This window comes from Burkholderia pyrrocinia (genome assembly GCF_018417535.1).
Taxonomy (GTDB): domain Bacteria; phylum Pseudomonadota; class Gammaproteobacteria; order Burkholderiales; family Burkholderiaceae; genus Burkholderia; species Burkholderia pyrrocinia_E.
Genome location: NZ_CP070979.1, coordinates 436787 through 449552, shown reverse-complemented (window position 1 = coordinate 449552; position 12766 = coordinate 436787). Strand labels below are relative to the sequence as shown.

Sequence of the window (12766 nt, the reverse complement as noted above, 5' to 3'; positions counted from 1 at the left end):
ACACGACCGTCCACAATGAACCGTATCCAACCCCGCTCGCAGCTTCGCGCCGGCCGCGCTGCGAGCGATCTCCGGCGCCGGTATCGGAGCGGACGATGGCCACGACCTGCACCCATCTCGCTGAAGCGCGCATCCTGACCACCGACAAGGACTACTGCGAGGAATGCGTGAAGTCCGGCAGCCGGTGGGTGCACTTGCGCCTGTGCCTGACCTGCGGGCACGTCGGCTGTTGCGACTCGTCGCCGAATCGCCACGCCAGCCGGCATTTTCACGAAACCCGCCACCCGCTCGCGCGTTCGATCGAGCCCGGCGAGCGCTGGGTGTGGTGCTATGCGGACGACGTCATGGCCGGCGAGATCGCGTCGTAACGCGCCATGCGCCGGCATCCGGCACCTTTTCCGACTGCGGGTTAACACGGTTCGATCGCGGCTTTTTCCCGCCGTTTTTTCGACTATAGTTTATCGAACGATAACTTATCTATCGATAAACAAGGAGTCTCCCATGCCAGTCTCCAGACTCGCACACTACTCGATCCGCACGCTCGATCTCGAGCAATCGTGCCGGTTCTACGAACGTGTGCTCGGCTTCAAGCGCGGCTATCGCCCGCCGTTCGACTTTCCCGGCGCGTGGCTCTACAAGGGCGGCGACGAAGCCGATTACGGAACGGTTCACATCATCGGTGTCGATCCGGCCAACCCGGACGGGCTCGCGGCCTATCTCGGCGACAAGGACCTGCCCGCAACGGGCACCGGAACCGTCGACCACATCGCGTTCCTCGCGACCGGCGTCGAAGCCATGTGGCACACGCTGCGCGCGGAAGGCATCGCGTGGCGCGACCGCACGGTGCCGAGCCTCGGGCTGCATCAGGTCTTCATCGAGGATCCGTCCGGCGTGACGATCGAACTCAACTTCCCTGCCGCCGAGGTCGCCGGCCTGGAACTTCCCGCCGCCGCATCGGCCGGCGACGCCCACGGAGACTGACATGAACGACAGCACTTCGCCGAACCGCAAGGCCGCCATCGTCGGCGGCTCGCTGGGCGGACTGTTCGCCGCGAATCTCCTGCTGCGCAACGGCTGGGACGTGGACGTGTTCGAACGCGTGCCCGAGGCGCTCTCGGGCCGCGGCGCCGGCATCGTCACGCACCCGGAACTGTTCGACGTGATGCTCGCCGCGGGCGTGCGCATCGACGAATCGATCGGCGTGAAGGTCGAATCGCGCATCACGCTGGCCAGGGACGGCACCGTGGAGTCGGAACGCAGGCTGCCGCAGACACTTACCGCGTGGAGCAAGATGTACCACGTGCTGCGCGCGGCTCTGCCCGACCAGCATTACCACTCGGGCGCCGTCGTCACCGATGTCGCGGACGGGCCGGAGCGCGCATCGGTCACGCTGTCCGACGGCTCGGTCGTGCACGCCGACTTGGTGATCGCGGCCGACGGATTCCGCTCGGCGATCCGCGAACGGTTCCTGCCGGACGCGCAGCTTCAATATGCAGGCTACGTCGCGTGGCGCGGGCTGGTCGACGAAGCCGGCCTGTCGGGCGCGACCCACACGACGCTGTTCGGGAAATTCGCGTTCGGCCTGCCGCCGCACGAGCAGATCCTCGGTTATCCGGTCGCCGGCCAGGGCAACCGCACGAAACCCGGCGAGCGCCGCTACAACTTCGTCTGGTATCGCGCGACCCGCGAAGAGTCCGACCTGCCGAACCTGCTGACCGACGAGACCGGCAAGCTGTGGGCGGGCGGCATTCCACCGACGCTGATCCGGCGCGACGTCCTCGCCGAGCTGGAAGACGCGGCCCACGCGCTGCTTGCGCCGCAGTTCGCCGAGGTCGTGGCGCGCGCGACGCAACCGCTGTTCCAGCCGATCTACGACCTCGAAGTACCGAACATGGCGTTCGGCCGGATCGCGCTGCTCGGCGACGCCGCGTTCGTCGCGCGGCCGCATTGCGGGATGGGCGTCACGAAAGCCGCCGGCGATGCGCTCGCGCTCGTCACGGCGCTGGCGACGCGCACCGACACGCTCGACGCATTGTGCGAATACAGCGAAACGCGCACGGCATTCGGTGCCGCGATCGTGCAGCACGCGCGCCATCTCGGCGCGTACATGCAGGCGCAACTGAAAAACGACACCGAGCGCGCAATGGCCGAGCGCTATCGGACGCCGGAAGTCGTGATGCGGGAAACCGCCGTACCGCCGCATTTCTGAGCACGGGCGGGCGCGGCGCGCGAGACGCGCGGCGCCCGCTGCCCGGCCCGGATACCCCAAACCCGAAGGAGACACCGTGAACCACCCGATTCCGGCCGCCGCCCGCACCGCGCCCGACCTGGACGCGCCGGCGCAGGCCACGCATCCGCTGCTGCGCGATGCCCGCTTTCGCGATCTCGTCAAGCGCAGAAGGCGCCTCGCCTGGTCCCTGACGCTCGTCATGCTCACCCTCTATTTCGCGTTCATCCTCACGCTGGCGTTTTCGCCGACGCTGCTCGGACAGCCGATCGTGCAGGGCCGGCCGACCCCGTGGGGCATCCCGGTCGGGTTCGGCATGTTTGTCGTCACGTTCGCGCTGGTCGCGCTTTACGTGTATCAGGCCAATTCGGTGCACGACACGATCGTCGCGTCCATTCGTCACGGAGGCGATCGATGAAACGCCTGCTCCTCGCATCGATCGCCGCCGTCGCCGCCGTCGCCGCCGTCGGCTCGGCACCGGCATTCGCGACCGGCCCCGCGGCCCTCGCGCACGGGCACAATCCGGTCGCGATCGGCATGTTCCTGCTGTTCGTCGCGTCGACGCTCGTCATCACGCGCTGGGCCGCGCGCAAGAACCACAGCGTGGCAGACCACTACGCCGCGGGCGGCAAGATCACCGCGTTCCAGAACGGCTGGGCGATCGCCGGCGACTACATGTCGGCGGCGTCGCTGCTCGGCATTTCCGCGCTGGTGTTCACCAGCGGCTACGACGGCCTGATCTATTCGGTCGGCTTTCTCGCGAGCTGGCCGATCATCCTGTTCCTGATCGCCGAGCCGCTGCGCAACCTCGGCAAGTACACGCTCGCCGACGTCGTGTCCTATCGCCTCCGGCAACGGCCGATCCGCGCGTTCGCGGCCTCGAGCTCGATCGTCATCGTGCTGCTGTATCTCGTGTCGCAGATGGTCGGCGCGGGCAAGCTGGTCGAACTGCTGTTCGGCCTGAACTACACGGTCGCGGTGCTGTTCGTCGGCGTGCTGATGGTCGTCTACGTGTTCTTCGGCGGGATGCTGGCGACGACCTGGATCCAGATCGTCAAGGCCGTGCTGTTGCTCGCCGGTGCGGCCTTCATGGCGATCATGGTGCTGAGCCGTTTCGGATTCAGCCTCGATGCGCTGTTCGCGCACGCGATTCTCGTCCATCCGAAACACGCGGCGATCATGCGCCCCGGCGGCCTGGTATCCGATCCGGTCTCGGCCGTGTCGCTCGGCCTCGCGCTGATCTTCGGCACCGCGGGCCTGCCGCACATCCTGATGCGCTTCTTCACGGTCGGCGATGTCAAGGCGGCCCGCAAGAGCATCCTCTATGCGACCGGCATCGTCGGCGCCGGCTACGTGCTGATCATCATCATCGGCTTCGGCACCATCGCGCTCGTCGCGTCGGACCCGCAATACCACGACGCATCCGGCGCCATCGCCGGCGGCGCGAACATGGTGGCGATCCACCTCGCGCATGCGGTCGGCGGCAACGTGTACCTCGGCTTCATCTGCGCGGTCGCGTTCTCGACCATCCTGGCCGTGGTTGCCGGACTGACGCTCGCGGGTTCGTCGGCGATCTCGCACGACCTCTATGCGAACGTGCTGCGTCGCGGGCGCGCTTCCGATCAAGAGGAAATGCGCGTGGCGCGCGGGACGACCCTGGTGCTCGGTGTGCTTGCGATCCTGCTCGGCATCGCGTTCGAGAAGCAGAACATCGCGTTCATCGTCAGCCTCACGTTTTCGATCGCGGCAAGCTCGAACTTTCCCGTGCTGCTGCTCTCGATCTACTGGCGTGGCCTGACGACGCGCGGCGCGGTACTGGGCGGCCTGCTCGGGCTTGCCACCGCCGTGACGCTCACCGTGCTGAGCCCGACCGTCTGGGTGCAGGTGCTCGGTCATGCGCACGCGGTCTATCCGTACGAATATCCGGCACTGTTCTCGATGGCGGCGGCGTTCGCCGGCGTCGTCCTGTTCTCCGTCACCGATCGCTCGGCCCGTGCGCAACGGGAGCGCGAGCAGTTCGATACGCAGCTCGTCGCCTGCGAAATGGGCATGACGCCACGCGGCTGAGCCGCGCGACCAGAATCATCGATACTTCATGAGAGACACCATGTTGAATTGCACCTGCTGCATGTCGCCGGCACGACGCCGCCTGCTCGGCGCGTTTGCCGCGCTCGCCGGCACGACCATGGCCGGACGCCCCGCATCGGCGACCGACACCGCGAGCGCACCGGCCGCATCGGCCGCCGTGCCGCCGCACCGGCCCCGCTCGATCGACATCCACGCGCACTACTACCCTGAAAGCTTCTGCGATCTGGTCGGCGGCGAAGGCAAGCGCTTCGGCGGTTCGTTCGCGTGCGACGCAGCATCGTTCACGTTCCGGACGCCCGCCGGCGGCCTCGGGCCGCTGCCGATGAAGTTCATCGACGTCGATGCGCGGCTCAAGGACATGGTCGCGTCCGGCGTCGACGTCCAGGCGCTGTCGCTCAGCGTGCCGATGGCGTACTGGGGCGACCGGCCGTTCAACGCGAAGCTCGCGCGCGACTGGAATTCAGCCGCGTCGCGCGTCTACCAGCGGCACCCGACGCGCTTCGTCGTCCTCGCGACGCTGCCGATGCTGAACGCGACCGATGCGATCGACGAACTCGAGCGCGCGGCGCAGTTGCCGGGCGTGCGCGGCGTGTACATGGGCACCAACATCGACAACCGCGATCTCGACGATCCGCTGTTCGCGCCGGTGATCGCACGCATCGAGCAACTGGGCCTGCCCGTGTTCCTGCATCCGCAGCAAACGGTCGGCGGCGCGCGGCTCGGCGATTTCTACCTGAGCAACCTGCTCGGCAATCCGTTCGATACGGCGATCGCGGGCTCGCACCTGATCCTGGGCGGCGTGCTCGACCGCTACCCGACCCTGCAGGTCACGTTGCCGCATGCGGGCGGCGCACTGCCGATCCTCGTCGGGCGCCTGGACGCGGGCTGGACCGTGCGGCCCGAAACACGCCGGCTCGCGCAAAAACCCAGCAGTTATCTGCGGCGCTTCAACTACGACACGGTGTCCCATTCGGGGCCCGTGCTGAACTTCCTGATGGAGAACGTCGGGGTCGACCGGCTCGTACTCGGCAGCGACTACTGTTTCGACATGGGCTACGAGCAGCCGGTCCGCTTTCTCGACCGCCTCGACCTGACGGCGCAACAGCGTTCGATGATTCTCGGCGGCAATGCGGGCAAGCTGCTCGGGATCTAGCGGAGCGGACCAGCAGGCATGTGGCGGCTTTCGACCCGCGCCTGCACCGTCGGCGCAGGCCGTTGCCGGACGTGGCATCATCCGGCGAACCGGTAAGGACCGGCGTGCGCCGCCACGCATCACGACGGCCGGCAACGCACGCCGCCGGTCGAACACGGGAGTCACGCACGATGAAGATAGTCATTGCAGGCGGATCGATCGCCGGCCTCGCGGCCGCGCTGACGCTCGATTGCATCGGACACGACGTCACGGTCTGCGAGCGCTCGCCGTCTCCGCTGCGCGGACAGGGCGGCGGCGTGGCCGTGTTGCGCCGGATGATGTCGTTTCTCGAACAGCATGGCCGTCACTGCCGCCAGATGATCAGCGTGCCGACGCATCGGCGGCGCTGGATCGATCGCGACGGCCTCGTCACGCGGGACGAACCCGAAATGCTGCCGTTCTCGTCATGGGACGCCGTCTACCGCTCGCTGTGCGAGACGCTGCCGCGCGGACGCATCCATTACGGCCGCACGGTCACCGGTTTCGACCAGGACGCGGACGGTGTCGACGTCCACGTGGACGACGAACGGATCCGCGCGGATGTGCTGATCGCAGCCGACGGGTCCGGCTCGAACCTGCGCGCGCACCTCTTCCCCGGCTATACGCCGTCGTTTGCCGGTTACCTCGCATGGCGCGGCATCGTCGACGAAGCCGATTTCGACACTGCCGCGATCGCATCGCTGGTCGAGAACATGACGCTGCACAAGGCGCCTGGCGAGCTGTTCATGGCGTTCCTGATTCCCGCGCTCGACGGCTCGCTCGCGCCGGGCATGCGCCGCTTCAACTGGCTGTGGTATCGCAACGAAGCCGATCAGGACGCGCTGCGCCGTCACCTGACCGATCGTAACGGCCACGTCCATCACGCGTCCGTGCATCCGGGGCAGCTTTCCGACGACGCCGCCGCCACGCTGCGGCAGCTTGCCGACGAACGCTTGCCGGCCGCCCTGTCGCAACTGGTTCGCACGACGCGCATGCCGTTCAATCAGGCGATTTTCGATGCGCTGAGCCCCGCTTTCGTCGATGGCCGCGTCGCGCTGATCGGCGACGCGGCCTGCACCGTGCGCCCGCATACGGCATCGGGCACGTCGAAGGCGGCGAGCGATGCCGTGTCGCTTGCCGAAGCGCTGCCGGCGGACGCGACCGATGTCGTCGGGCGCCTGGCGCAATGGTCGGCCCGGCGGCGGGAGGAAGTGACCTCGCTGCTCGACAAGGGTCCGCAACTTGCCGCGTCGTTCGGCCTCGGCACGCCGCGCTGACCCATGACCGCAGCCGTCGGGACGGGTCGTGTGCGCGTTCAGAACGTTTCAGCGCAGCTTCAGGAATTAGCGTCGGCGCCCGCGTAGACTGCCTCCATCAAGCGCCGCGCTGAACGCTGCCCGCGCGCGGCCCCTACCCCTGGAGCAACGACATGATCTCCGCCGCGAATCGCTGCCGCCGGGCAGGCTTGTCATGGCCGAATCGATCGGCGATACAGCGCCGCCATACGGAGGCGCAGACCGGAATGTACGTCGCGAGCACGCGCAAGTCAGGCCACACACGCTGGCCCGCCTGTCGCGGCAACCGGATTCGTGGTGACGCGTGCGATCGTCACGCGGACACACGCGGCCGACGCGCGGTCTATTGCCCCGCCTGTCGAACGACGCCCGACGAACCGGTTCGCGTGGAGCGCGCATGAAGCACAAGCGACTCTGGTTCGGCGCGGCAGCCATCGCGATCGTCGGCCTGGCGGTCGCGATCGGCATCATGGTTCGGCCGTCGATCGCGCCGATCGATCCGCCTGCACGCGCGTCGTTCGATCCGAAACTGATTCAGGCTGGCGCGCGCGTGGTCGCGCTCGGCGATTGCATCGTCTGCCACACCGCGAAGGACGGCAAGCCGTTCGCCGGCGGGTTGCCGCTCGCGACGCCGTTCGGCACGATCTACGCGACCAACATCACGCCGGACGCCGACACCGGCATCGGCCGCTGGTCGCGCGACGCCTTCGCGCGCGCGCTGCGCAGCGGCATCGCCCGCGACGGCCATCCGCTCTACCCGGCCTTTCCGTACATTCACTTCACGCGGATGTCCGACGACGACATCGCGGCCGCGTACGCGTACCTGATGACCCGCGAACCGGTCCAAACGAAGACGCCGGCAAACGACCTGATCTTCCCGCTCAACTTCCGGCCGCTGGTCGCATTCTGGAACGTGCTGTTCCTGCGCGAGGGCGCCTACCGGCCGGACCCGTCGCAATCCGCGCAATGGAATCGCGGCAAGGCGCTCGTCGACGGCCTCGGACACTGCGCGTCCTGCCATTCGCCGCTGAATGCGATCGGCGGCGAAGAGACGGGCAAGGCGTTCGACGGCGGCATCGTCGACGGCTGGGAAGCCCCGCCGCTCAATACGCTCGGCAACGCGGTCCACCCGTGGACGCAAGCGCAACTGGTCACGTACCTGCGCACCGGCCGCGCGAGCGAGCACGGCGCGGCCGCCGGGCCGATGCTGCCCGTCACACGCGATCTCGCGACCGTGCCGGTCGAGGATGCCGAGGCCATCGCGGCCTACATCCTGTCGATCCAGAAGCCGGCCGGCGCACGGCCCGCGACGATCGTCGCCGAACGCAAAGCGACGACGCCTGCCGGCCAACGCGGTGCCGTGCTGTTCCAGGCGTCGTGCGCGCAGTGCCACGGGCCTGCCTCGCCGATGCAGTCGATCGGCGAGCGGCCGACGCTCGCGTTCAGCACGGCGGTCGCCGCCGACACGCCGCGCAACGCGATCCAGATGATGTTCAACGGGATCGGCTGGCATGGCGAGGACACGCTGAACTACATGCCGTCCTACCTCGACCAGTACGACGACGCGCAGATCGCGGACCTCGCCGCATACCTCCGCGAAACGTACTCCGATCGCCCCGCGTGGGGCGGCATCGACACCCTGGCCGCGAAGCTCAGAAAGGAGGACGACGCGCGATGATCACCCTCACCGTGAATGGCGTGCGGCACACGCTCGACATCGATCCGTCCACGCCGCTCCTTTACGCGCTGCGCAACGACCTGCACCTGCACGGCGCGAAGTTCGGCTGCGGCCTCGGACAATGCGGCGCGTGCACCGTGATCGTCGACGACAAGCCGATGTTCTCGTGCCTGATTCCGGTCGCCGCGATCGGCGAGCGCCGCGTCAGGACCATCGAGAGCCTCGGCACGGCCGAGCATCCGGGCAAGCTTCAGCAAGCGTTCATCGATCATCAGGCGGCGCAGTGCGGTTATTGCATCGCGGGCATGATCATGCGCGCGCAGGCGCTGCTCGAACGCAACCCGAAACCCACCGAACGCGAGCTGCGCACGCACATGGAACCGAATCTGTGCCGTTGCGGCACCCACATGCGGATCCTGGCGGCCGTGCGCCAGGTCACGGGCTTGCCGGACCCGGAACCGGCAGCCGCTCCCGTCATGATCAGCAAGGGGCTCTGATGAACCCACCCGACGACATCGACGAAGGCCGCCGGCACTTCATGGTTTCCGGCGCGCTCTTCGTCGCGTTCAGCCTCGCGCCGGCCGCGCGCGCCGCCGCGGAGGTCGTGATCGCGGACGAAGGCGCCGCCGTCCACGTGGCGAAGGCCACCGAAACGCTGGCCGGCAGCCTGAAAACCAACCCGCTGCTGGACGCGTGGATCAAGATCACGCCCGAGGGCAAGGTCACCGTGTTCACGGGCAAGGTCGAGCTCGGCACCGGCGTGCGCACCGCGTTGCTGCAGGTGGCGGCCGAAGAGCTGAACATGAAGCCGTCGCTGATCACGTTCCTGACCGCCGACACCGGCGCGTCGCCGGACGAGGGATTGACGGCCGGCAGCCACACGATGGCGGACAGCGGCTCCGCGTTGCTGAACGCCGCCGCGCAGGTGCGCGGGCTGCTGGTCGACGGCGCGGCGAAGCAGTTCGGCGTCGATCCGCGCCTGCTCACCGTTGCCGACGCGGTCATCAAGGCGCCGGACGGCCGCACGATGCGCTACGGCGACGCGGTCCGGACCGTCGACCTGCATCGGAACGCGACGCCGACGTCGCCGTTGAAGAGTCCGGCCACGTTCGCCGTGATCGGCACGTCGCTGCCGCGCGTCGACATCCCGAACAAGGTCACGGGCGGCGTCAGCTACGTGCAGGACATGGAACTGCCCGGGATGCTGCATGCGCGCGTCGTGATGCCGCCGGTGTACGACGCGAAACTGCTGTCGTTCGACGAAGCCGCGATCCTGAAGATGCCCGGTGTCGTGCGGATCGTGCGAAACGGCAGCCTGCTCGCGGTCGTCGCGCAGGGCGAATGGCAGGCGGTCGTCGCGCAGCGCGCACTGTCCGCCGGCTGCCGCTGGTCGCCCGGCCGGGCGCTGCCTGATCGCGCGACGGTTCATCAGGACCTGAAGCGGATCGCGACGCAGCGCATCGAGATCGCCAACACGCATGCGCAAACCGCGCCGGCCGCGAAGACGCTGAGCGCCACGTTCCTGAAGAACTACCTGCTGCACGGCTCGATCGGACCGTCCTGCTCGGTCGCGCATCTCGAGAATGGCACGCTGACCGTGTGGACCCACTCGCAGGGCGTGTACCCGCTGCGCGACGCGCTCGCCGAGATGCTGTCGATGCCGAAGGCGAGCGTCCGTTGCATACACACCGAGGGTTCCGGCTGCTACGGGCACAACGGCGCGGACGACGCGGCCGCGCATGCGGCGCTGATCGCGGCCGCGATGCCCGGCAAGCCGATCCGCGTCCAGTGGATGCGCGAACAGGAACATACATGGGACCACTTCACGCCGGCGATGGTCACCGAGCTCAGCGCGTCGCTCGACGCGAGCGGCCGCATCGTCGACTGGCAGTACGCGCTGTGGAGCAGCTCGCACAACGAGCGCATCGTCAATGCCGGCCGGCTGCTGCCCGCGCGGATGCTCGAGCCGCCGTTCGTCTCCGCGCCGTCGACGCCGATGCTGCAGCCCGAGGGCGGCGGCGATCGCAACGCGATCCCGCTGTACGCACTGCCGAACATGCACATCGTCAACAACTTCTCGCCGACCATGCCGCTGCAGACGTCGGCGATGCGCTCGCTCGGCGCGCACACGAACGTCTGGGCCATCGAAAGCTTCATGGACGAACTGGCGCACGCCGCCGGCGTCGATCCCGTCGAATTCAGGCTGCGTCACATGCAGGATCACCGCGCGAGCCAGGTGATCAAGCTCGCCGCGGCGAAATTCGGCTGGCCCCGGCCGCCGCGCGAACGCAACCGCGGCGTCGGCTTCGCATTCGGCAAATACAAGAACCTGATGGCCTACGTCGCGATCGCGGTCGAGGTGTCGGTCGTTCCGGAAACCGGCCAAGTGACGCTCGAACGTGCGGAAGCGGCCGTCGACGCCGGCCAGGTCGTATCGCCCGACGGCATTCGCAACCAGATCGAGGGCGGCATCATCCAGTCCGCGAGCTGGACGCTGTACGAGGCACTGAAATACGATACGCAACGCGTGCGCAGCTTCGACTGGAGCAGCTATCCGATTCTCCGCTTCGGCGCCGCACCGCAAAGCATCAAGGTGCATCTGATCAATCGTCCGGGCGCACCGTTCCTCGGTGCGGCCGAGGCGTCGATGGGGCCGACCGCGGGCGCGCTCGCCAACGCGATCTTCGACGCGACCGGCCAGCGCCTGCGCGAAATGCCGTTTGCCGGTGAAGGGCTCAGGAAACGCATCGACGCGTAGCGGCATCACACGACCACAACAAATCGCGCCGGCACGAACCGGCGCGGGCAACACACAGGCTGGAGATTTCTGAACGATGGATACCTTGCTTTCGATGCGCGTGTTTACGCGCATCGTCGAGACGGGCAGCTTCACGCGCGCGTCGGACACGACCGGACTCACGACGCCGCGCGTGTCCGCGCTGCTGAGCACGCTCGAACAGCATCTCGGCTGCCGGCTGCTGAACCGGACCACCCGCCGGATCTCGCTGACCGAGGACGGACAGGCCTATTACGAACGCTGCGTCGGCGTGCTGCGCGAAATCGACGACATGGAAGCGGCCGTCTCGCAGGCGCGCAATGTGCCGCGCGGCCGTCTGAAAGTGAACCTGCCGCCGGCCATGGCCAAGCAGATCATGGTGCCCGCCCTGCCCGAATTTCTCGCCGCCCATCCGGGCATCATGGTCGAGCTCGGCGTGACCGATCGCCAGATCGATCTTGTCGGCGAGGGCGTCGATTGCGTCGTGCGGATCGGCGCGCTCGACGATTCCGGGCTGGTCGCGAAACGGATCGGCAGCCTGACCACCTGCACGTGCGCGGCCCCCGCGTATCTCGAACGGTGCGGCGCACCCGACACGGTGGACGATCTCGCGCAGCACATCGCGGTCAGCCACATCTCGGCCGATACGGGCCGCCCGCGCCCCTGGGACTATGTCGTCGACGGCGAAACGCGCATCATCCAGATGTGCGGTACGGTCGCGGTCAACGACGCCGACACCTACATCGCGTGCGGCGTCGCGGGGATCGGCCTGATCAAGACCTCGCTGTACCTGGTCGAGCCGTATCTGCAATCGGGGCGCCTGCGCGAGGTGCTGACCGATTTCAATACGCCGCCCCGGCCGATCTCGATCCTGTATCCGCCCAATCGGCATACACCCGTCAAGCTCAAGATCTTCGTCGACTGGCTCGCGGGGCTGTTCGCGCAGATTCCGACGCTGCAGGGCAAGCGCGGTTGACGCCCGCGGTCGAAACCCGCCGTTGAAGCCGATCGCGCGCACCGCATAAATCAAGTGAATTAAGACGCGGTTTAGGACTATTCAGTCAGCTCGATCCAGACTGGCCTCATGGGGCTTCGCGATCCGCGACATCCGCGCCGGAGGCCCGTTTCGAGAGGCGCATCATGAAGATCGCGATCGCCGCGCCGTCCGTCCAGGCCGTCTTCGATGTCCTCAGCCCCGCGTTCGCCTACGGCCGCATCGCGCTCGTCGGCTACGCGGCCTGCACGCTGCGGCCCCATTCTGCATCCGGCATGTCGAAGGCCCTCGCCGACGCGGCCACCCTCGCGCAGGCATTGCCGTCCGGCGCGCACGACGTCGCGTCGCGAACCGCGTCGTGGGCGGCCACACGCGGTGTCGCGTCGGCCGTCCTCGCCGACGCCGGCGTGCGGTTCGCGACCGATCCCGGCCTCGGCGCCCGCGCATGAACCCGCACACGGTCCGCCCCCTTTGCATGACGCGCAATGCTCGATTGCGCCCCGGACGTATTCCCTTGTTATCGATCGATCAATAATC

12 protein-coding genes are annotated in these 12766 nt (G+C 67.8%); all 12 read left to right on the top strand.

Annotation, left to right across the window (positions count from 1 at the left end):
- Positions 1-95 precede the first annotated feature (95 nt).
- The gene (locus JYG32_RS35080; protein WP_047904224.1) at positions 96-368 is read left to right on the top strand and encodes a ubiquitin carboxyl-terminal hydrolase 14; all 273 of its coding nucleotides are present in this window, start codon (positions 96-98) and stop codon (positions 366-368) included.
- Positions 369-501: 133 nt separating this feature from the next.
- The gene (locus JYG32_RS35075; protein WP_213268174.1) at positions 502-981 is read left to right on the top strand and encodes a VOC family protein; all 480 of its coding nucleotides are present in this window, start codon (positions 502-504) and stop codon (positions 979-981) included.
- Position 982: 1 nt separating this feature from the next.
- Positions 983-2209, top strand: coding sequence for an FAD binding domain-containing protein (locus tag JYG32_RS35070; protein ID WP_213268173.1), 1227 nt, complete (start codon positions 983-985; stop codon positions 2207-2209).
- Between the two features lie 76 nt (positions 2210-2285).
- Positions 2286-2645 (top strand): DUF485 domain-containing protein, encoded by a 360-nt coding sequence (locus tag JYG32_RS35065; RefSeq protein ID WP_213268172.1) that lies wholly within the window; start codon positions 2286-2288, stop codon positions 2643-2645.
- On the top strand, positions 2642-4294 hold the full coding sequence (locus JYG32_RS35060) for a cation acetate symporter (RefSeq protein ID WP_213268171.1): 1653 nt from the start codon (positions 2642-2644) through the stop codon (positions 4292-4294). The genes JYG32_RS35065 and JYG32_RS35060 overlap by 4 nt, the downstream gene beginning before the upstream one ends.
- 40 nt (positions 4295-4334) lie before the next feature.
- The gene (locus JYG32_RS35055) at positions 4335-5468 is read left to right on the top strand and encodes an amidohydrolase family protein (protein WP_213268170.1); all 1134 of its coding nucleotides are present in this window, start codon (positions 4335-4337) and stop codon (positions 5466-5468) included.
- A gap of 170 nt (positions 5469-5638) precedes the next feature.
- Complete coding sequence (locus JYG32_RS35050) at positions 5639-6763, top strand: FAD binding domain-containing protein (RefSeq protein ID WP_213268169.1); 1125 nt, start codon at positions 5639-5641, stop codon at positions 6761-6763.
- Between the two features lie 415 nt (positions 6764-7178).
- The gene (locus tag JYG32_RS35045) at positions 7179-8459 is read left to right on the top strand and encodes a c-type cytochrome (protein ID WP_213268168.1); all 1281 of its coding nucleotides are present in this window, start codon (positions 7179-7181) and stop codon (positions 8457-8459) included.
- Positions 8456-8956: a (2Fe-2S)-binding protein gene (locus JYG32_RS35040; protein WP_174379195.1), complete on the top strand. Its 501-nt coding sequence runs from the start codon at positions 8456-8458 to the stop codon at positions 8954-8956. The genes JYG32_RS35045 and JYG32_RS35040 overlap by 4 nt, the downstream gene beginning before the upstream one ends.
- Positions 8956-11217, top strand: a complete 2262-nt coding sequence (locus tag JYG32_RS35035) for a xanthine dehydrogenase family protein molybdopterin-binding subunit (RefSeq protein WP_213268167.1) — start codon at positions 8956-8958, stop codon at positions 11215-11217. Before JYG32_RS35040 ends, JYG32_RS35035 begins: the two co-directional genes overlap by 1 nt.
- Positions 11218-11293: 76 nt before the next feature.
- Positions 11294-12211 (top strand): LysR family transcriptional regulator, encoded by a 918-nt coding sequence (locus JYG32_RS35030; RefSeq protein WP_174379197.1) that lies wholly within the window; start codon positions 11294-11296, stop codon positions 12209-12211.
- Positions 12212-12375: 164 nt separating this feature from the next.
- The gene (locus JYG32_RS35025; protein WP_213268166.1) at positions 12376-12678 is read left to right on the top strand and encodes a hypothetical protein; all 303 of its coding nucleotides are present in this window, start codon (positions 12376-12378) and stop codon (positions 12676-12678) included.
- Positions 12679-12766 lie beyond the last annotated feature (88 nt).